The organism is Methanobacterium paludis, assembly GCF_000214725.1.
Taxonomy (GTDB): Archaea; Methanobacteriota; Methanobacteria; order Methanobacteriales; family Methanobacteriaceae; genus Methanobacterium_C; species Methanobacterium_C paludis.
On sequence record NC_015574.1, the window covers coordinates 735,122 to 755,716 of the forward strand.

Below are 20,595 nucleotides of genomic sequence, written 5' to 3' on the forward strand. Positions count from 1 at the left end.
ATTATTTTAATCTAATAACTAAGATTATTCAATCTAACAAATAAATTCAACTAACAAAAAAAACTGGAAGATAACTAAATGAACATCTACATCGAAACATTCGGCTGCACATTCAACCAAGCAGATTCACAGATAATGGCAGGCCTCCTCAAGGAAAATCAGGAAAAAATCGTATCAAAACCCGAGGATGCTGATGTTATAATCATAAACACGTGCTACGTGAAACATCCAACAGAACAAAAAGCCATAAATAGAATTCACAAGGTGCAAAAACAATTTCCTGACAAAAAGCTCATAATATCTGGGTGCATGGTTGAAATAGACAAAAAAAAGCTCCAAAAAGCTGCACCCAATGCAAGCTGGATAGGACCCCACAAAGTAACATCAACTCCTGAAATCGTGAAATCAGTTTTCAACGGAGAAAATGTTAGAAGCATAGGTTACGGTACAGATTGCAAGGTTTGCCTTCCAAAAATACGTTCAAACCCGTTTATACATATAGTGCAGATATGTGAAGGATGCAATGGTGATTGCAGTTATTGCTGCACCCGATTTGCACGTGGAAGCCTTCAAAGTTATCCAACTGAACTTATAAAGCGTGAAGTAGAAGAAGCAGTAGCTGAGGGATGTGTTGAGATCCAGATTACAGCCCAGGATACAGCAGCTTATGGTAAAGATACAGGTACTTCTTTATCTAAACTTATAAATGAAATAACAACTATTGAAGGTGATTTTAAGATCAGGGTCGGCATGATGCACCCTAAAAGCATTATGGATGATGTTGATGGCATAATAAAAGCTTTCAAAAACGAAAAAGTTTACAAATTCTTGCACATCCCAATTCAAAGTGGTAACGACGATGTTTTAAGGGACATGAATCGGGGACATACCGTGGCAGATTTTAAGGATGTTGTCTCAAAATTCAAAGAGAACATACCAGAGATGTCCATTTCAACGGATGTGATTGTTGGTTATCCAACAGAGGATGAAGATGCATTTAAAGACACATTAAACCTGGTTGCAGATATAAGACCTGATTTTATCAACATCTCCAAGTACGGACACAGACCAGGCACAAGATCATCCCTCATGGAAGAGATAAGCCATGAATCAATGAAAAAACGCTCTAAATCTTTGAATGATCTGAAAACAGCGATAAGCTATGAGAACAATCTTAAAATGTTAGGCTCAACCCAGAATGTGGTTATAACCGGAAAAGGAAGTAAAGGTGGCTACATAAGTAGAGCAAACTCATATAAACAGGTTATTGTTGAAAATGCTGTTATTGGTAGTTTTAGTGAAGCTAAAATAATCGATGCGAAAAGCACTTATCTTATGGGGAATCTTATACATTAATCTAAATAAGAGAATCTGAAAAGTATAGAAAATAGTTATTCTAAGTTTACTTAAATCTATAAAAAAAACTATAAAATTTGATTTAAACTTTCAACGGTATATCTTACAGATGGGCTGTACACAATGAGAAAGTTTTTAGTTACATAGACAAATCAAATAAATAAATGGTCTTTTAATAAAATACGGGAAAAGTGATTTTGGTGTCATACCTGGTATGTGAAAAATGCGGTAAATACTACGAACTCAACGAGGGAAAAGCTTCATTCGATTTTACAAAATGTGAAGAGTGTGGCGGTAGATTAAGATATGCTGAATCTTTAAATGAAATTTCGGCTGTGAAACCTTTAAGTGAAAAACCTCCAGTACTGGGGCCTTTAAAGAAGAAGTGTCATAATTGTGGAAATGAAAACCCTAATGGTGCTATTTTCTGTTTGGAGTGTGGAGAAGAATTAAATGTTGTAAACTCTTCTTCAACAGCTGAGAACTATAACTCCCAAAGAACTGGAAATACAAATGAAAATGTAAATGGGGTAAGTTTAATAGGGATCTGTTTTGGATTCGGATTTTTAATTTTATCAATGTTATTTGGATTTTTAGCATTGTTTGGGAGCAAATTGGTTGGGGTCAATATTTCACAAAATCCTTCAGAAATTTCTAATAATCTATTAATGAGCTCTCATAGTCTTTTGATAGGTTTTATGGTGATTGTAGTAGTTGTAACAATAATTTCAGGTTTGTTAGCTGCTTATATAAGTGGGAGCAAAGATTATAAATATGGAATTTTAAATGGCGGTCTTGTAGGGGTTGTTCTGGGCGTTTTAATGGGAGTTGCAAGCGGAGTAGCTGCGTTCCTAAGTGTAACCACAGTTTTTGGATTACTTGCAGTGTTAGGAGGAATTCTTGGAACACTCTTAAGGAGACATAATTAGATAAATCGCGATTAGTTGACATATTTTTTTTATTTAGGTCAATTTTATGAATGGAATCATTTAATAAGATTCTATTGATAAATTGATGCTAATTGTAATTGATTCTAATGGATGCATTTGATTTCATTGATATAAACTATTTAAAACGAGTTTTATCTTTAAATGGGTTTTATTAAACTTAATATGGCTTAAAATAGGTTATTTTTGATTTTATCATTTATCTCTTTTTTTATAGATAAATTTTTTGTTTTTAACGTAATGACAAATAATAAAACATGCTTTAACTGATACTAAGATAGTGATTTTATGCCCTATCTGATCTGTGAAAGTTGTGGTGGATACTACGAATTGATGGAAGATGAATCTCCAGAAGACTTTGATAACTGCCAGTGCGGTGGAAATTTAAGACTTGTAGACTCTATCAATGAAATTGAAGACAAAATTGAAGACCCTGAAAAACAGCATCTCATATGTCCCCACTGTGGAAACAAAGAATATCAAGGTATATTTTGTTCTAAATGCGGTGGAAAGTTAATTACTTTAAAAAATGATGTTCTTGACTCGGAACATAAAACCGAAGTTGAAAAACTTTCAGAAAATGCTAAAAATTTTACTGAAATTGATCTTGATTTTCCCGGAGAAACAAAGGGACTATTTGAAAGGATAAAATTGGTTGCTGTTGCTGGGGGGATCGGCTTTTTCATAATAGCTGCTATAGTCTCTACAGTAATATTTTTGATATTATCCCCTTCTAACTTCTCTTTCGGATTTTTAGTTTATATAGTGATATTCTCCATTTTAATGATCATTTCCGGAGCTATAACTGCTTACATCAGTAAAAGTAATGACTATCCTGATGGGGCTGTAAATGGTTTAACTGTTGGGGTAATTGTTGGAAGTATAACAGGAATTTTAACATTTAGTGTTCTCTATCTATTGGGCAATGCAGTTTTATATGCAGTTTTTGGAGCTCTTGGCGGAATAATTTGCATCTGGTTCAAAAATAATTCTAAACAAAGAGAAAAACAGTGATTTTATTGCAGCGTCCTGTCTGTTAAAATGTGGTGAATTTAATATAAGAATCTATTTTGCTTTTTTTTAACTTTTCTTTTAAAAATAGTAAAAATGTAAGTATATTTATTCTGTTTAATCAACATAATCTCCGAATTGATCATGGCCTTGTTTTCTTGTTGATCATTCAAAAATGAATAACAGAATCTCATAAAATATTTAATATAAAATAAAAATTTAAAAAATTAGATTTGTTGAGTGCCGTGGGCCGGACTTGAACCAGCGACATCCAGATCTTCAGTCTGGCGTTCTCCCAACTGAACTACCACGGCAAATGGGCCGGAGGAGATTCGAACTCCTGATCACCTCCGTGTCAGGGAGGTATCATACCCCTAGACCACCGGCCCATAAAAGGGTCTATCTTGGTTATAGTTTTATTCCTATATAACCTTTTCCACTACTTTGCTAGAAATACCTATAAAATCATCTTATTCTTCTTAATATTTATGAAAAAAACACAATTATGTGATAAAACCCCCCATATTCTTAAGTTTTAAAAAAATACTACTTTATCCTATTGTTTCCATTTTCTAAGCATCAAATTGTGGAATAAATTCATAAAATTTTAGTATTTAATGATTAATCAGTTACTTCTAATTAAAATGTTTTAACAGTACTAATTTCTTAATAAATTTTATATGTTTATTTTTACAGAATAATAAACATTGTAAATCAATAACTAACCTGGAGGGGTTGTAATGGATATTGGGGATCCTATTAAAACAACAGTTGAAGAAATTCGGAAAGTCTTGAATATTGAGAATGTGATAGGTGAAGTAATAGAAACTGATGATAAAGTGCTTATACCCGTAACCAAAATGGGAATGGGATTTGGAGCCGGAAGTGGTGAAGGTAAAGCTCCTCAAGGCAATGCTGGTGGGGGCGCTGCTGCTGCAGCTGGAGCTGCTGGAATAGAACCCGTAGCCATGGTAGTTATATTTAAGGGTGTAAAAGGTATAGAAGGTGTTAAAGTACTGTCTTTAAAATCACCAGACGCACTTGCAAGAGTTGTAAGTGAAGTAGGCACAGCAGCTGTGGAAATCATGAGTCAGGGTGCTAAAATGATGAAGGAAAAGCACCAGGGAATGAAACATAAAGGCCACATGAAATGGGAATCTGAAAAATCTAAAGAACCAGAAGCTGAAGAAAAGAAAGTTTAATCTAAAATCAAAAAAAGAGCCGATCTTAATTGTTTTACACAATACTAGCCGCCATAATAATTGTTATAATTTTGATTTTAACACTTATTCTGGTGGTTCCATTCCATATTTCTATTTATTTCCAAAAAAAATCTTTGAAAATAAAAGGAAATGTTAGTGTAAGTTGGATGAAACTAAGGATCTTCAAAAAGGATTGGCCTGAAAAAAAAGAGGATGAAAAATTAGTTGATAAAGAAGAACCTGAAAAGAAAAAAACTAAATTTAATGTAAGAAAACTTTTAAAAACATTAAATCTATTTTTAGAAGCTCTACCACATCTTGAACGCATAATATATGCATTTTTTAGATCCACGTACTTTGAAAAATTCTCACTAAATCTTAAACTGGGATTTTACAGCCCCACAGACACAGCAAAAGTAGCGGGCTATTTCTGGAGCATTGGATCCGTTGTGAATGTAATTCCAAATATTTATTTAACTTTCGTTCCAGACTTTCAAGAGGAAATAATTGATGGAAATGGCGAATTTGAATTCAAATTAAGACTTTTCTACATTGCAGCAGAATCAATAAGAGCACTTACTAAAAAACCTGTAAGGACATTTATCAAAGAACTCAGAACTTTAAATAAATAGGAGGTCCTATTTTGGCTTATAATTCAAAGGAAAATTCAAAGGGATTTTCAAAAACTGAAAAATTGACAAAAAAAGAAATATTCGCGGGAAACGCTTTGAAAGTAGGAGATAGAGTTATAACTCCCATAGTTCAGGTTTTCACATTTGAAAAGGGAAAAGTATGGTCAGAGTGGATGGAACCTGTTGCAATGGCCGTAATTGAGAGAAATGAAAAATATATTGTTATGCTCACGGATCCTGAAAACTATGAGGATGATTTCTCAGATTTAGAGTTGGAATTAGAATCAATTTTAAATTCTATTTATAGTTAAGAACGTAATTTATTAGACATATGGAACCAAATTAAACTTATCAAACAATATATCAAGATATTGCCTTTAATTATCTTAAAACTCTATTTTAGCTTTGGTTTACTGGGTGATTATTGTAAAATTTTTGGTACTTAACTATAAATCTGAACGATTATATTAAAAATAAGATAATACAATTATGCTACCTAATAATGGTTGGTGACTTGTCATTGAAAACATCGTGCAGATATACTGGAATAGTAATAGGAGTTTTGGTCCTTGTAATCTTAATCTCCGGATGCATGTATGGTGATGAAACTAATCTAGGTAATAACACCAGCCATATAAAAACATATTCAGCATATAACATTAATTTTAATTATTCTAGTAACTGGTATGCATATAATGCCACTACAGGAAGTAATAATGTTGTACCTGGGGATTTACCCTTAGGAGGTGATGTTTTTACTTCTAATACAAATCGGAGCAATAATAACGATATGATTTTTGTTGTTTCTAAAGACGATTTTACAGTATTTGATGTTCAAATAATACCTACTGGTGACCTGTCCGAGCAAGAAGGAATCAAGCTAATTAAAAATAGTATGATTCCTGATGATTGGAATAAACTCTCTAATGGAACACTGACAATAGATGGTAAAACAGCTTATGAGGACATATATACAGCTCATGATCAAAGTTACAATGAACAAATGAGATATGAAGTGATATACCTCATTAAAAATGGAAAAACATACTATATTAATATGCAAGCTCCTGATAAAGAATTTGATAAAGAAAAATCAAACTTCAATATCATTATCAACAGTTTCAAGGTACAATAAACCATTTTTAGATTCAATGATCAAAAAAAGTCTGAAAATCGTTTCTAAAATAATATCAAATAATTAATGTGCCTGAAATTAACAATCATAATCATTTTAGCTGCTATAATATGCTAATAATTATTATGTATTATGTGGTTCTACATATTTCTATACTTGAAAACAACAATTTTTCCACTAATAATAGTCCTGAAAAGCTAAATAATAGTTCGCAAATGAATAATGTAAATAGAAAAAGGAACGTAAAAAAAAGCTTTAATTTAAAAAAATTAAGAAATTATAATTTATTTTAAAACATACTCCCCTTATAATGTTGTATATAACACAGACCGCTTTATAATGCCTGCATATAACGACGTCTAAAAAGGGTTTATCTACAATTTTAATCTACCTTGAAGAAATGTTCTTTAGCAGCTCCGCAGACAGAACATTTATCCGGTGCTTCACCTTCAACAGTGTTACCACAGAATTCGCAGACGTAGTAATCAACTTCTCTGTTTCTACCAATGTTTTCAAGGGCATTCTGGTACAAACCTGCATGAATTTCTTCAACCTGGTTTGCAACGTCAAAAGTCCAAACAGCTTTTTGGTTGCCCTCAGTTTTTGCTTCTTCTATGAAACCTGGATACATGCTTTCAAATTCTTCTTTTTCACCGGCTATGCCTTCTTCAAGGTTTTCTTCGGTACTGTTTATTCCTTCCATTACTTCGAGGTGGTTGTGAGCGTGGACAGTCTCAGCTGCGGCTGCGGCTCTGAAGAGTTTTGCAATCTGTTTAAATCCTTCCTCATCAGCTTTTTTAGCAAAAGCCAAATATTTTCTGTTTGCCTGTGATTCACCTGCAAATGCTTCCTTTAAATTATCTTTACTACTCATATAACTACCTCCGTTAATAATTCCAAATTCCACATGTAATCATATTTACAACCCTCTTATTAAATTTTTAATATGATTTACCATGATTTTACAGAATTATAAAAAAAATACCTAAAGTAACATGTTCTTATACAAAAGGGGATGATCTCATACAAGTATAGTTGATCTTTTCAACAAATGTAAGGTGATCTTTTCATACACAAATTAAGATGATCTTCAACCAGATTTTTCTAAAAAAGTAATAATTTTAAAGAGACAATTAATATTAAAACAGATACTGGAGTTAAAAAAATAAGCTAAAAAAGTCTAAGACTTTGATCAATTGATTAAAATAAAATGTAAATAAAAAAGAAGAAAAATTAGGCTGTTTTAACAGCCATTTCTATGTCATCAGCTTTGACAGTTTTCCTTCCAGCGTGTTTTGCAAGTTCAACAGCTTTCTTAGCTATTTCTTCACCTTGTTCTTCAAGGGATTTAGCTAAAGCCTCTTTTGCATCATCACTTATTCTTTGAGCACCAGCGTTTTTAATGATCCGTCCTACTGGAGCAATTGGTAATTCAGCCATAATTTCACCTCCTATTTTACGTAGGGATAATTAATATTTATATTTATCGGTTTTTATAGGATTTTTAGCCATGTCATATGGCATACTGTTCCATTAATTGAGATAGTTGTCTAACCGAAACTTTTAATCTTAGAAACTGGAATATAAATTTTTATGTTTGAGCAGTTTAACATTGACCCACAGATAGAAGAGATACTAAATAAGGCCATTAAAACCAGAATATCACAAGATGAAGCACTAAAACTCATGGAAACAACAGGAAGAGAACTCCAAGCACTTTTAATGGCTGCAGATGCTAGGCGTGAGGAGATTGTGGGAGACAATGTTACCTACATCCGCAACTGGAACATAAACTTCACCAATATCTGTACAGGAACCTGTGGATTCTGTGCCTTCAAGAAAAACTCCGGAGATGAAGGTGCATACTTCTTAAGCATTGATGAAGTAGTTAGAAGGGCTAAAAAAGCATGGGATCAGGGAGCCACTGAAGTATGTATACAGGGAGGACTTCACCCGGATATTGATGCATATTTTTACGAGGAATTACTTCTAAAAATCAGAGAGGAGCTTCCAGACATTTACATACATGCATTTTCCCCCATGGAGATATACTGCGGGGCAAAAAAAGCTGATATGTCTTTTAAAGAAGAACTTAAGATGCTTAAAGAGGCAGGGCTCAATTCAATCCCTGGAAATGCTGCAGAGATCTTAAACGATGATGTGAGAAAAGTTCTCTGTCCATCAAAACTCAAAACAGCAGAGTGGATTGAAGTTGTGGAAACTGCCCACAAAACAGGCGTACCAACAACATGCACAATGATGTACGGTCATATTGAACAGTTAAAACATAGGGTGGAACATCTGGATATTTTGAGGGGTATCCAGGAGAGAACTGGCGGATTTACAGAGTTCGTGCCACTTACATTTATGCACACACTGACCCCAATTTACAAAACTGGAATTTCAAGTCCGGGATCAACTGGTATAGAGGATCTTAAAGTCTACGCAGTTTCAAGGCTCATGTTCGGAGATCTTTTAGAGAACATCCAGGTCTCATGGGTCAAACTGGGATTCAAATTTGCACAGTACTGTCTCATGGCAGGTGCAAATGATATGGGCGGAACACTTGGAGAGGAGAACATATCAAAATCAGCAGGGGCAAAATATGGAGTTTACACATCTCCAGAAGATTTTAAAAGAGTAATAAGGAACCTTGGAAGGACTCCTGCAGAGAGGAACACTCTTTACACGGATATAAAACAAGTATGATGGAATTTTAATTTTCAAAACTCGGGTAAACATGATTTCAAGACTTCATGAGTTTATTGCTGGATTCCAAATCAAATAAAATTTTAATTTAAACAAAAAAAAGAGATTTAAAAGAGATTTAAAAATCTATAATTTTTTTATAACTATTTTATCCCCATCTTCAACCTTGCTGAAGAGTTCCAGGTTCTCTGTAATTCTACCAAAGTTGTTCACATCAGACACAGGCTGAGATTTTCCATAAAATACGCAGAAAGCTGGGCCCGGTGGCCAGTAGGATAAATCACCCTTTTGAGTTTTGGGAGATGGATTTTCATACTCCAACTGAAGCGGCATGTCGAAATAAACTTCTTCAAGCCAACTAATTGCATCAGCGCTGACGGGTAAACTTTCATAGATCTTTTTTGCAGTTTCAGGGTTTCTCTCATCCAGAACTGCCACAGCTTTTCCTTTTCCAACTATCTCTATTTCTATATCCATTCATGTCCCTCTACTTGTAACATTTACGTAATTTTAACTTAACTGTAATTTATTAGTCAAAACCATTTATTTTCAATGATGATTTGCTAGAACATTGTTTTTACTATGAAGCATCAGTTCATTTAATTAGTATAATTTAACGTTGCATTTTTAGAAGTTCCTCCATTATCTGGGGACCGGTTGAAGTACCTATTTTTGATGCTCCAGCTTCTATCATTGCGAGGGCTGTTTTAAGGTCCCTAATCCCTCCTGATGCTTTAATTTCCATTTCAGTGCCGATGGTATTTTTTATCAGTTCCACGTCTTCGACATTTGCACCCGGATACCCAATGCCTGTGGATGTTTTAATAAAATCTGCCCCTGCTTTATCTGCCAGAATACATGCTCTGATCTTTTCTTCTGTGTTTAAAAGAGCAGTTTCAAGTATCACCTTAACAATGCTTTCCTCTGAAAATTCCACAACCCCTCCAATGTCCCTTATTACAAATCCATTTTTTCCAGATTTGAGCGCTCCAATATTTAAAACCATATCTATTTCAGATGCTCCATCTTCAACGGCTTGCTGTGCTTCAAAAGCTTTCGTTTCAGGCTTGTTTGTACCAAAGGGGAATCCAACCACGGCGCAGATGTCAACATCAGAGCCAGTTAAAAATTCCAGTGCAAGGGACACATTTGTGGGGGTTACACAGGCACAGGAAAAATCATACCTTGCTGCCTCATCACAAAGCCTTTTTATATCATCTTTACTGGCATCTGGTTTCACATTGGTATGATCTATCATTTTTGCAAGTTTTTCAGGGGATATCAAACACATCAACTCCTTTTTTGGGTTTAATTGGGTTTAATGTATTAAAACGATTTACTTTAATATTAAGGGTTAAATATTAAATACTTTCCCTTAATTTTTGTATTTCAATTGAATTTCAATAATTCTGTTGATTCTGGATGAAACTGAATTCAATTATGAATTAATCAATTCGAATTTTAATTAAATCCTCTTTGACATGTAGGGACCCTCTCTGCTGTATCCAAATTTTTTATAGTAATTTCGAGCCCCAATACCACTTATCACAAGCAATTTGTTCTTATCATATTCTTCGGAAGCTATTTTCTCGGCTTCAGCTAGAAGCTGCTCACCGTAGCCCATGTGCTGCCATATTTCGGCCTGTTTTTTATCTCCTATCTTGGCCATTGGCCCGTAAACGTGCAGTTCCCTCAAGAGGGCTGTTTTACTGTCAACTTCTTTTCTGTGGGCCTTCGCTGACGGCATTCTCAGCCTTAAAAATCCGATGAGAACGTCTGATTTCACATCTTCAAATGAAAGAAATATCTCTCGTCCTTCGCCTGCATCGTATTCTTCACGAAGGAGTTTTATATCATCAAAATTGGTGTTCACACCCTCCGCGGCCCTATGCCCAACTTCTCTGCATCTTATACACTTGCAGTTAGCTCCATGTTCTGTGAGTTTATTGTAAACGAGCTCACCGAGGTTGGATTTTTTAACACCCGCTTCTATGAGGGGTGATGGTATGTCCCTTTGAATCCTCATGGTCCGAACCCATTTGGGCAGGATCTTCTTGACTTCAACTATGAGGTCCACAGCTTCCTCAGTTGTGTAAGGAATGTACTCACCCTTCTGCCACATTTCATGGATCTTAGAGCCTTCAGTCACAAGGCAGGGGTATATCTTCAGCATGTCGGGTTTGAATCTGGAATCACTGAACACTCTTTTGAATATCCTCATATCCCTATCAAAATCTGAAAATAGTCCGGGCATGAGGTGCATTGCAACTTTGATACCCGAATCCCTGAGTATCCTTGTAGATTCAACCACATCCTCGATGGTGTGCCCGCGTTCTATACGTTTGTATATGAAGTTGTAAATGGTTTGAACACCTAACTCCACTCTTGTAACACCCATGTTAAGCATACGGTCAACATCAGGAATTTTACAGTAATCTGGTCTGGTTTCAAAGGTCATTCCAACGCAGCGTACAGGGGACTTTTCATTGGTTCTTTGAACATCCTCAAGGTAAACAAAATCCTGTGGAACATCCATGTGGGTGTCTGATTTGATTTTAATACTTTCTTCAGGATTTTTTATCCCAAAATCGTTCATCGCTTCCAGACATTTACTTATAAACCATTCCTGGTAACAGAGGAAGTACGATGGGAATGTTCCTCCCATCACTATGAGTTCAACCTTGTCCAGTGGGTGGCCTATACTTTCAAGTTGTAAAAGACGGTTGTAGGTTTGTTTGTACGGATGGAAATCGAACATACGGGCCCGAAGTGCCGCCGGCTCTTCTCCTGTATAACTTGGAGGTGCATTCTTGCTTTCAGGGCAGTATAAACATCTTCCATGGGGACATTTATGGGGTTTGCACATCACAGCAACCACAGCAACCCCTGAGATTGTTCTTGTTGGTTTCTTCTGTACAACCGGTGCTATCATTCGCCTTTCTTCTAGAGTGGCAGTCCGAAGTATCATGGAATTGCTCATGAACTTCTCAAGCTGGAACTCTCTACAGGCTTTGAGCTTGGCCTTTTCAAGGTCACTTTTTGTTTTAATATTTCCTTCAAGGATTTCGTTGATTATGAGTCTGCAAGCCTCTTCCATGACAGATTTTCTCCCTGTTAATCTTTAATTCTAATTTTAAATTAAATTTTAATCTTATTTCTAATTTCTTTAATCTATAATTTATTTATTTTTAAATTTATGTGGGAAATAAAAATTAGTAATTTCTCTTAATTATTCTATGATTAAATTTAATCTGGGTTGATTTAATTATTCTGATTAATAAAATGAAACGAACGAGCTTATTAAAAATTGGTTAAGATCTGAAAAATTTATTGAATTTGTTTATCGTGATAAATACAAAAATTCAACCTTAAAAACTCAATGAAATTATCTACTTTTAATCTGGATTTATGAAAGTTTAAGGTTCAATACTTCTAGAGACTTCATTATATCTGTTTTTGAAACGATTCCAACCAGTTTTCCCTCTTCAACAACTGGTAATCTTCCAATATCATTTTTACTGAGCTTTTTAAGGGCATCAAACACTTCTTCTCTTGGGCTGGATACTATAAGTTTTTTTGTCATTATATCCTTAACAGAGGACCCTCTCAGTTCTTCAGGCACCTTTGAAACATCGTGGAAGGTTACAATTCCCACAAGGTTTTCGTTGTCTTTTACAGGATATCCCATGTGCTTTTTCTGAAACATGGTGTTTAATGTATCCTGAACACTGGTTTCAGGGCTTAGTGTCTTCACGTCCTTTGTCATGATATCTTTGACAAGCACCCCCTCGAGTAACGTTGATATGAGGATAGATTTGTACTCTTGCTCCGCTCCAATGTAGATAAACACTGCGATCAATATCAAAAAAACGTTTAGGATGAGGATTCCCAAAATGGCCATTACAAATGCAAGCTGTTTTCCAACGGTTGCTGCAACTCGGGTTGCCTTAACGTAGTTCATCCTTCCTGCAAGATATGCTCTTAAAACACGTCCACCATCCATTGGAAATGCTGGAAGCAGGTTGAATGCTCCTAAAATCAGGTTCAATAATGAAAAGTAGTAGATAGTCTCTGTAAGATCGTTAGGGATGAAAGAACCGATTGACAGGACTACAGCATAACCAACAAATGCTATTAAGAAGTTTACTGCGGGTCCTGCCACAGCTATCCTAAGTTCCTGACCTGGATCCGAGGGTATCTCCTCCATGGTTGAAACTCCACCAATCGGGAGGAGAACTATGCTTGTAATAGTAACCCCGTACTTCTGGGCAACATAGGAATGACTCAATTCATGTATAATCACAGTTACAAAAAGTAATGTTATTAAAACAGCTATCAAGAGGTTCAAACCAGGTATGAGATTTAAAAAGGCAACTATGTAAATAATTAGCATCAGAAGTAGGAAAGATATATGGAGTTCCACTGGTATTCCAAAAACTGTGAAGATTTTTAGGGAGTATCTCACGTCATCACCATTGGTAATAATATGTTTTCATGGGCATAAATAATATATTTTTTGAGAAATTCAGGGTATCAAAGCTTTTTAGGTTTAAATAATGGTTCAACGTTGATAATACAGTAATTAAACATACAAACCATGATAATTGGTAAAAAATATATAGTTCTAAAAACAGACCTAAAAAATAGGTGGTCCCATGAAAGTGAGTGAATTTCTAGGCACAAGAGTTTTGGATAAAAACGGATTTGAAATTGGTAAAGTGGTAGACATGTTTGTAGAACCAAAAAAGGGTGTTATAAACAACATAGTTATATCCACTGGCGAGTTTGGACTTAGAAGAAAGGATCTGGAAATAACTACAGATGACATAGAAGGTATGGGGGACTATGTCATATTAAACATTGAAAAAGCCGAAGTAGAAGAAAGGGTTGAAGAAGCTGAAGAAAAAACTGAGAAACCGCGGGTAAAACTTGAAAAATCCGATTAAATTGTATGGATTTCATGTTTATACAACTTTCCAGTTTTTATAAATTGGAATGATTGGATTAATTAAACGATTGGATTAATTAAAAAAAATCCTAAAATAAATAAACATGAACGGGGGTTTAAAATGGAAGTCGCAGATGCACGTGGAAAAATAATCTTCAAAGGGGCTCACGTTAGATACACAGGCACAGGCAGTGCTGGTGAGGTTACAGACATCAAATCAAATGATGATGGATCATGGGCAAAGATAGACACAACAGATCTCTGGTATAAAAGCCAGTTCATAGAACTCATAGAAGAAGACCAGTACAAGAAATTAAAAGTCAAAGAAGTCCCTGAAATTGAAGAAGACGTTGATGAGAAAGAAAAAATCCATGGAAAGGTCAATAAAAGTAGGAAGAAAAAAATAGGCGAAGGCGTGGATATGAGCTCGGAACTGTGCGATGGTGGGGGCTGAACCTTACCATACAGTTTTTTTTATTTTAATAAAGATTTCACTAGTTTTTAATAGGAATTAAAATTAATAGAGATTTAATTAGTTTTAAGAATGTATAATTAAGTCGTATATTCTTACAGGCCAGATATTATGTTGTTATTTTGAGTAAGAAGATTAGAGAACTAGTATAATATAATTAAAATATATTTTCTCTTTTTTTAAGTATTAGTCATGCAAAAGATTCTCAATTATTAATTATTTACTAATTTCTGTCATAATTTTAATCTAAAAAAAGAAAATTGGATTTTGTTTTTATGTTGTGGTTGTTGTGAATCGGGTTACGTAACTTGCTACGTTGTTACCGGCCAGGTCTGTTACACTGCCTGTGTGGATGAGTAGGCTGTAATGTGTTCTTTTACTCAAGGCGCTGGTTGGTGTTATGGTTAACACATTGCCATTGGTGGTTGAGTTGATAGTTACAGATGTGCCGTTACTGGCTACAAGCTCTATCCAACCTGTACCTTTTGTGATTGCTTCGTTGAAGGTGACTTCGATCACCTTATTTGTTGCAATGTTGGCTGCGTTGTTTGTTGGGTTTACTGTTTTCACAGTAGGTGCAATGGTGTCCACAGTGAAGCGGGATACATAACCGGCCACATTGTTACCTGCTAAGTCTGTTACACTGCCTGTGTGGATAAGCACATTGTATTTAACTCCGTGAGTTAAAGTGCTGTTAGCTTTTATGGTTAACACATTACCACTTATAGAGAATGTGCTTGGTACAACCGTACCATTACTAGTGGTAAGCTCTATCCAACCTGTACCTTTTGCGATAGCTTCGTTGAAGGTGACTTTGATCACTTTATCGGCTGCAACGTTCACTGCGTTGTTTGCAGGGTCCACTGTTTTCACAGTAGGTGCCGTAACATCTGAGCTCGTGGTGAAACGTGATACATAAGCAGCTACATTATCACTGGCTAAATTTGTTATGCTGCCTGTGTGGATAAGCAGACGGTACCCAACTCCGTGAGCTAAGGTGCTGTTAGTTGTTACAGTCAGCACATTACCACTAATATTCCATGTAATAGGTATAGACACGCTTGTGTCATTATTTTTCACAAGTTCTATCCAACCTGTACCTGCTTTGATAGGTTCGTTGAAGGTGACTTTAATCACTTTATTAATAGCCACATTCACCGTGTTGTTTGCAGGGTCAATCACGGTCACGGTTGGTGGTGTTCTTACTGTGATCGGGGTTGAAACTGAGTAGTTATTGATTGTTGCTGTGATACTGCCGGTACCTGCACTTTTTGCTGTGAATATGGATGTTGCCTGACCATTTTGTAGTGTACTGGAGTTGAGAGTTCCGAGAGTTCCTGTGAAGTTTATTAGTATGCCATCTGGCACATGGCCATTTGTAGGGTCCTGGATTGTTTCATTATTGGCATGCAGTAGATCAACAGTTACAGTTGAGTTACTACCGTTCAATATACTTGTAGGATCTGCTGTTATGCTCAAAATTAACCATGATGTGACGTTAACATTATCATTCACATTACCTGATGGATTATCATTTGAACCCCACCAGTTAAGCGTAGCATCAACTGTACCAGTTTTACTGTAAATTACAATGGTATTTGGACTGTTTCCAACAATCTGATTGAAGTTAACAACCGGATTAACATCACTATAATAATTGTAGATGGCTCCACCATTAATTCTTGCGGTGTTGTTGTTAAGTGCACTACCAGTCACATTAAAACTATTATAACCACTGTAGATTGCTCCACCATAGTTTGCGGTGTTGCCTGTGAGTGTGCTGTTGGTCACTGTTAAACTTCCATAAACATTGAGAATTGCTCCACCATAGTTTGCGGTGTTGTTGTTGAGAGTGCTGTTGGTTACTGTTAAAAGTCCCTTCTCATTCCAGATTGCTCCACCATAGTTTGCGGTGTTGCCTGTGAATGTGCTGTTGGTTACGTTTAAAGTTCCACTAAAGCTGCTGATGGCTCCACCATAAGTTGTTGCGGTGTTGTTGTTGAGTGTGCTGTTGGTTACTGTTAAAAGTTCCTCGTTGCAGATTGCTCCACCATAGTTTGCGGTGTTGTCTGTGAGTGTGCTGTTGGTCACGGTTAAATTTCCATCGTTTATAATAGCTCCACCATAATATGCGGTGTTGTTGTTGAGTGTGCTGTTGGTCACGTTTAAAGCCCCCTTAGCGTTGCAGATAGCTCCACCATCATAAGAATTAAAAGGACTATCTGTTGTTGCGATATTGTTGTTGAGTGTGCTGTAATCTATTGTTATTGTTCCATAGTTGAAGATGGCTCCACCAGTAGATGCGGTGTTGCCTGTGAGTGTGCTGTTATCTATTGTTATTGTTCCATCGTTGTATATGGCTCCACCATAATATGCGGTGTTGTTGTTGAGTGTGCTGTTGGTTACTGTTAAACTTCCATTACTGTAGCTATCATCATATTCATTATATGCGGTGTTGTAAATGGCTCCACCACTAGTTTTGGCTCCACCACTAGTTGCTGCGGTGTTGTTGTTGAGTGTGCTGTTGGTTACTGTTAAAGTTCCATAATAACTGATAATGGCTCCACCATTAGTTGTTGCGGTGTTGTTGTTGAGTGTGCTGTTGGTTAATGCTACTGTTCCCTTCCTGTTTTCGATGGCTCCACCATAGTTTGCGGTGTTGCTTGTGAGTGTGCTGCTGACTACTTCTAAAGTTCCAAAACTTATGATGGCTCCACCATTAGTTGTTGCGGTGTTGTTGTTGAGTGTGCTGTTGGTCACGGTTAAAGTTCCGCCGTTGTAAATAGCTCCACCGTTATTTGTTGCGGTGTTACCTGTGAAAGTGCTGTCTTTTATATTTACAGAACCGCTCTCAATGGAAATACATCCACCATCAAATGCACTGTTATTGGTAAAATCACATTTTGTTATATTTAGAGTACCATGACTTTCTATAGCTCCACCAATTCCGTAGGCCTGGTTATTTTCGAAGTTACAGTTAGTTAGGGTCATAGTACCTTGATTGTAAATAGCTCCACCACCCCATCCATAGGCCAAGTTATTTTCGAAGTTACAGTTAGTTAAGGTCGTAGTACCTTCAGTGTAAATAGCTCCACCATTATCACTTTGGCCTTGTGTGAGTGTTAAATTGTTGATAGTAACGTTCAATCCAGATGCAATGATGAATATGGAGTTTCCGCTGTTTGTTCCATTTATTATGGTGTTTTGCTGGCTTTCACCTATTATATTCATGTTAATGTTGATGTTTATTCCAGATTCGTTGTAGGTTCCGTTGGCTATGTAGACTGTTCCGTTTTCTGCAACTGTGCCTGTAGCATTGGATATTGTGGCTTTTGGTCCGCTTGTAGTGTTCCATACGGCAGATTGTCCATCCCAGCTGTTGTTTCCCTGGGTGCTGACGTAGATCGATGTATCAGCTGCAGATGCAGTGCTAAAACCAAAAGAGAATAGAACCAGAACGCCCAGAAGCAGCAATGGAAGTTGGAAAATTAATTTATTTTTTTCAATTTTCATTGGCTTTTTTCGCCTCCTTTATGTTTTTTTTCGGATATGAAGAAATATTCAGATGAAAATGTGTTGACCTTTGGAATGGAACGCTTTCAAAACAAATTCACAAAAGGATAATTAAAAAGGATTTGCGAAAGCACCATTTTATCACTGTTTAAATGTTGTAAACACTGACTTCAACACATAATAACATATTCTATATCCAAATCAAAGTAATACATCCACCAAATATAAAACTTCCGATTTTATGACCAAATAAAAGATGAATATAATGTATAATCATATTCTAAAATGAAAAAAGCCATCCCACTGAAAAACAACCCTATTGAACATGTTATACATATAAAATATGTTAAATAATAAATAGTACCTTAAACAGCACAGATAACTTACATAAAATCAACCATACAACATAATTCTACAAACTGTTCAACTAATAATCAATGTAAAGCAGGATAGTTTTAGATATTCACAAAAAAGCTATTTTCAAAAAAATGTAAATTTATTCCGTTTAACCGTTATTAATCAGTAAATAAATTTGTAAACATCAAAAAAAAGGGTTTCAAGGTTTATTTTAATGAAATAAAGATTTTTTTTAACAATTGATTTTTATCCCAAGATGAACAAACTTATGTTAATTTAATTTTATTTAGAACCTGTTCATTCATTTTTTCAGGTCTACAATTATAAAATTAGATGTTATACTGAATACCTCAGGTCACTAGGAATACATTTAAAAAAGAGGGTTTAAAATGGTCGAAGAATCTCCACTTTAAAATTATTTTAATTTTTAATAGAGACTTAACTAATTCTAATAAAGATTTAAAATTTAATAAGGATTTAACTAATTTTAAAAGAGATTTAAAATTTAATAAGAATTTAACTATTTAATAAAGATTTAACTCTTTTTATGAGCTTTATGAATCAAAACTCTGTTATATCCCATGAGTTACTAAAACAAGAAAAAAATAAGCAGTTATATTAACCTTAACTTGTACTCTCTGTAAACTAGCATTTTTAAACTCAAGAGTTCCCTCTCAAGGCCGTACCGTTTTTCTTTTGTCTGGTTGCATAACTCTAAATATTTTTTATGCTCTGCATCTACCTTTTTATACTCTTTTTTTATGTGAGAGTGCAGGTTGAGGAGACTTTTTCTAATCAATTCCTCTTTTTCTGTTTTCAGATGGGAAATAACTGCATCTTTTTCAGATATCCTGTTTTCAAGTGCAGATAAACCAGTTTCAAGCTCATGAATTTTCTCTTTTTCACTTGCAATTTGTTCCTCAAATCCATTATTTCCCTGATTTTTTTGGATTTCATCTTCGAGTTTGGTGAGTTCATCCTCTGCGCTGAAAACATATTTCTTTGAAACTAACTCTTCATCTTTTAAACTGGTTAATTCAGTTTCATATTTATTTATTTTCTTATCAAAAACTTCTATTTCTTTTATATGTTCAGTATTCTTTAAAAAATCATCAATTTCAGTGATGATATCCACCCCATTTTATTTGTAAGTAAAAAAAACTAAAAGTGACGGAAGCAGGAAATATAGCTCCGCTTTTACTAGGTTTTACCAATTATTTATTATGTTGTTCATTCAATGGTATAAAATTTTCCTTAATACCTTAAAGGTATCTACAACCTTGTTTTTTTCCATATTCCATCAAAACATTTGAAAATGAAACTTAAAATTTGTAAAACTTTCCAATTCGTTAATGTCCTATGATAATGAAACTAATGAAAAAATAGAGGTTCAACCAGTTAGTTATACCAGCTATTTAATAAGTCGTTTAATATAATATTATTTTATGAATGTATGTAGCCCAACCTATATACAAGTGCTGGTGTGAAAAATGAAACTTGAAAAAATTGATTTATACTACTTCTCAGGAACAGGAAACACTCTGCTTGTTGTAAAACAGATGATGAAAGTGTTTACTGGGAATGGTGTCGATGCCAAACTGCATAAGATAGAGGATTCAAAACCTGAAGATGTAAACACTGAACATGTTATTGGTCTTGGATTTCCCGTTGCAATTCTATCCACCTACAAATTTGTCTGGGACTTTATAAAAGGACTTCCTGAAGTAGATGGAACCCCAATTTTCATGGTGGACACACTTTGAGGTTACTCTGGGGGTATAGTGGGTCTGCTGCGCTCAGTTGTTGAGAAAAAAGGTTATAAACCCATAGGGGCCTGTGAGATAATCATGCCTTCAAACATCTTTTTCATCCCTGATGGAAGGACATGTGATGATAAGGTGAGAACGGGACTTGTGAAGGCTGAAAAATACGCCCTATCAATTCTTGATGGAAGTTCTAGGTGGGGTCGTGTCCCTGTGTTGTCAGATGCAATGCATACCATATCCTCTGGTTTGTTAAAGCTTGCTGAAGCGGATCTTCACCAGAAGTACATTAAATTCAGGGCAGACAAGTCCAAATGCAGTAAGTGCTGCATCTGTGTGGATATTTGTCCTGTTGGGAACATAGAAATGGGTGAGTACCCTGAAACTGGCAACAACTGTCAGTACTGCCTGAGATGTGTTTCATTCTGCCCGAGAAGTGCCCTGCCGTGTATGTTCAACTACAAGGGGAAGACTTACAGGGCTGTGGATCTTGAGGATTTTCGGGAGTAGAAAACTTCCATTTCAGTTAACTTTTTAAGGAAGATTTCTA

20 protein-coding genes and 2 tRNA genes are annotated in these 20,595 nt (G+C 35.4%); 12 read left to right on the top strand and 10 right to left on the bottom strand.

What is annotated here, in order from left to right; all coding sequences use genetic code 11:
• Positions 1 to 78 precede the first annotated feature (78 nt).
• The 3 genes from MSWAN_RS03390 (at position 79) to MSWAN_RS12895 (ending at position 3,317) form a co-directional block, all read left to right on the top strand.
• On the top strand, positions 79 to 1,356 hold the full coding sequence (locus MSWAN_RS03390) for a tRNA (N(6)-L-threonylcarbamoyladenosine(37)-C(2))-methylthiotransferase (protein WP_013825216.1): 1,278 nt from the start codon (positions 79 to 81) through the stop codon (positions 1,354 to 1,356).
• A 200-nt stretch (positions 1,357 to 1,556) separates the two neighbouring features.
• Positions 1,557 to 2,285 (top strand): zinc ribbon domain-containing protein, encoded by a 729-nt coding sequence (locus MSWAN_RS03395; protein WP_048187861.1) that lies wholly within the window; start codon positions 1,557 to 1,559, stop codon positions 2,283 to 2,285.
• A 306-nt stretch (positions 2,286 to 2,591) separates the two neighbouring features.
• A complete protein-coding gene (locus MSWAN_RS12895; RefSeq protein ID WP_013825218.1) occupies positions 2,592 to 3,317 on the top strand; it encodes a YrzE family protein in 726 nt (241 codons plus the stop codon).
• Between the two features lie 238 nt (positions 3,318 to 3,555).
• On the opposite strand, the gene MSWAN_RS03405 is transcribed toward MSWAN_RS12895, so the two are convergent.
• A tRNA-Phe gene (locus MSWAN_RS03405) sits at positions 3,556 to 3,628 on the bottom strand.
• A 3-nt stretch (positions 3,629 to 3,631) separates the two neighbouring features.
• Positions 3,632 to 3,703, bottom strand: a tRNA-Val gene (locus MSWAN_RS03410).
• Positions 3,704 to 4,054: 351 nt separating this feature from the next.
• On the opposite strand from MSWAN_RS03410, the gene MSWAN_RS03415 reads away from it, so the two are divergent.
• The 4 genes from MSWAN_RS03415 (at position 4,055) to MSWAN_RS03430 (ending at position 6,283) form a co-directional block, all read left to right on the top strand.
• On the top strand, positions 4,055 to 4,516 hold the full coding sequence (locus MSWAN_RS03415) for a GerW family sporulation protein (protein WP_013825219.1): 462 nt from the start codon (positions 4,055 to 4,057) through the stop codon (positions 4,514 to 4,516).
• 134 nt (positions 4,517 to 4,650) lie between these two features.
• A complete protein-coding gene (locus tag MSWAN_RS03420) occupies positions 4,651 to 5,148 on the top strand; it encodes a DUF2953 domain-containing protein (RefSeq protein ID WP_144011542.1) in 498 nt (165 codons plus the stop codon).
• A gap of 11 nt (positions 5,149 to 5,159) precedes the next feature.
• Positions 5,160 to 5,459 (top strand): hypothetical protein, encoded by a 300-nt coding sequence (locus MSWAN_RS03425; protein ID WP_013825221.1) that lies wholly within the window; start codon positions 5,160 to 5,162, stop codon positions 5,457 to 5,459.
• A 209-nt stretch (positions 5,460 to 5,668) separates the two neighbouring features.
• Positions 5,669 to 6,283: a PsbP-related protein gene (locus MSWAN_RS03430; RefSeq protein WP_161597481.1), complete on the top strand. Its 615-nt coding sequence runs from the start codon at positions 5,669 to 5,671 to the stop codon at positions 6,281 to 6,283.
• A 382-nt stretch (positions 6,284 to 6,665) separates the two neighbouring features.
• Here the strand turns inward: MSWAN_RS03430 and MSWAN_RS03435 are convergent, their stop codons facing one another.
• Both MSWAN_RS03435 and hmtA1 read right to left on the bottom strand, forming a co-directional pair.
• Positions 6,666 to 7,157: a rubrerythrin family protein gene (locus MSWAN_RS03435; protein WP_013825223.1), complete on the bottom strand. Its 492-nt coding sequence runs from the start codon at positions 7,155 to 7,157 to the stop codon at positions 6,666 to 6,668.
• 359 nt (positions 7,158 to 7,516) lie between these two features.
• On the bottom strand, positions 7,517 to 7,723 hold the full coding sequence (gene hmtA1 / locus MSWAN_RS03440) for a histone HmtA1 (protein WP_013825224.1): 207 nt from the start codon (positions 7,721 to 7,723) through the stop codon (positions 7,517 to 7,519).
• 153 nt (positions 7,724 to 7,876) lie between these two features.
• Here hmtA1 and cofH point away from each other — a divergent pair, with 153 nt between their 5' ends.
• Complete coding sequence (cofH, locus tag MSWAN_RS03445) at positions 7,877 to 8,992, top strand: 5-amino-6-(D-ribitylamino)uracil--L-tyrosine 4-hydroxyphenyl transferase CofH (protein ID WP_013825225.1); 1,116 nt, start codon at positions 7,877 to 7,879, stop codon at positions 8,990 to 8,992.
• 126 nt (positions 8,993 to 9,118) lie between these two features.
• Here the strand turns inward: cofH and MSWAN_RS03450 are convergent, their stop codons facing one another.
• The 4 genes from MSWAN_RS03450 to MSWAN_RS03465 form a co-directional block, all read right to left on the bottom strand.
• On the bottom strand, positions 9,119 to 9,469 hold the full coding sequence (locus tag MSWAN_RS03450) for a cyclophilin-like fold protein (RefSeq protein ID WP_013825226.1): 351 nt from the start codon (positions 9,467 to 9,469) through the stop codon (positions 9,119 to 9,121).
• A gap of 136 nt (positions 9,470 to 9,605) precedes the next feature.
• On the bottom strand, positions 9,606 to 10,283 hold the full coding sequence (deoC, locus tag MSWAN_RS03455) for a deoxyribose-phosphate aldolase (RefSeq protein WP_013825227.1): 678 nt from the start codon (positions 10,281 to 10,283) through the stop codon (positions 9,606 to 9,608).
• A gap of 174 nt (positions 10,284 to 10,457) precedes the next feature.
• Positions 10,458 to 12,089 carry a tRNA uridine(34) 5-carboxymethylaminomethyl modification radical SAM/GNAT enzyme Elp3 gene (locus tag MSWAN_RS03460; RefSeq protein ID WP_013825228.1) on the bottom strand — a complete coding sequence of 544 codons (1,632 nt, stop codon included), beginning with the start codon at positions 12,087 to 12,089 and terminating at the stop codon, positions 10,458 to 10,460.
• 309 nt (positions 12,090 to 12,398) lie between these two features.
• Positions 12,399 to 13,457, bottom strand: coding sequence for a CBS domain-containing protein (locus tag MSWAN_RS03465; protein ID WP_013825229.1), 1,059 nt, complete (start codon positions 13,455 to 13,457; stop codon positions 12,399 to 12,401).
• A gap of 190 nt (positions 13,458 to 13,647) precedes the next feature.
• Here MSWAN_RS03465 and MSWAN_RS03470 point away from each other — a divergent pair, with 190 nt between their 5' ends.
• The gene (locus MSWAN_RS03470; RefSeq protein ID WP_013825230.1) at positions 13,648 to 13,938 is read left to right on the top strand and encodes a PRC-barrel domain-containing protein; all 291 of its coding nucleotides are present in this window, start codon (positions 13,648 to 13,650) and stop codon (positions 13,936 to 13,938) included.
• Between the two features lie 123 nt (positions 13,939 to 14,061).
• A complete protein-coding gene (locus MSWAN_RS03475; protein WP_013825231.1) occupies positions 14,062 to 14,394 on the top strand; it encodes a DUF2098 domain-containing protein in 333 nt (110 codons plus the stop codon).
• Positions 14,395 to 14,685: 291 nt separating this feature from the next.
• On the opposite strand, the gene MSWAN_RS03480 is transcribed toward MSWAN_RS03475, so the two are convergent.
• Both MSWAN_RS03480 and MSWAN_RS03485 read right to left on the bottom strand, forming a co-directional pair.
• Positions 14,686 to 17,925: a beta strand repeat-containing protein gene (locus tag MSWAN_RS03480; protein WP_013825232.1), complete on the bottom strand. Its 3,240-nt coding sequence runs from the start codon at positions 17,923 to 17,925 to the stop codon at positions 14,686 to 14,688.
• Between the two features lie 970 nt (positions 17,926 to 18,895).
• A complete protein-coding gene (locus MSWAN_RS03485; protein ID WP_013825233.1) occupies positions 18,896 to 19,417 on the bottom strand; it encodes a hypothetical protein in 522 nt (173 codons plus the stop codon).
• Between the two features lie 355 nt (positions 19,418 to 19,772).
• Here MSWAN_RS03485 and MSWAN_RS13005 point away from each other — a divergent pair, with 355 nt between their 5' ends.
• Both MSWAN_RS13005 and MSWAN_RS13010 read left to right on the top strand, forming a co-directional pair.
• Positions 19,773 to 20,045: a hypothetical protein gene (locus MSWAN_RS13005; RefSeq protein WP_227716985.1), complete on the top strand. Its 273-nt coding sequence runs from the start codon at positions 19,773 to 19,775 to the stop codon at positions 20,043 to 20,045.
• An 18-nt stretch (positions 20,046 to 20,063) separates the two neighbouring features.
• Entirely contained in the window at positions 20,064 to 20,555 is a 492-nt protein-coding gene (locus MSWAN_RS13010) for an EFR1 family ferrodoxin (protein ID WP_227716986.1), read from the top strand.
• Positions 20,556 to 20,595: the final 40 nt, after the last annotated feature.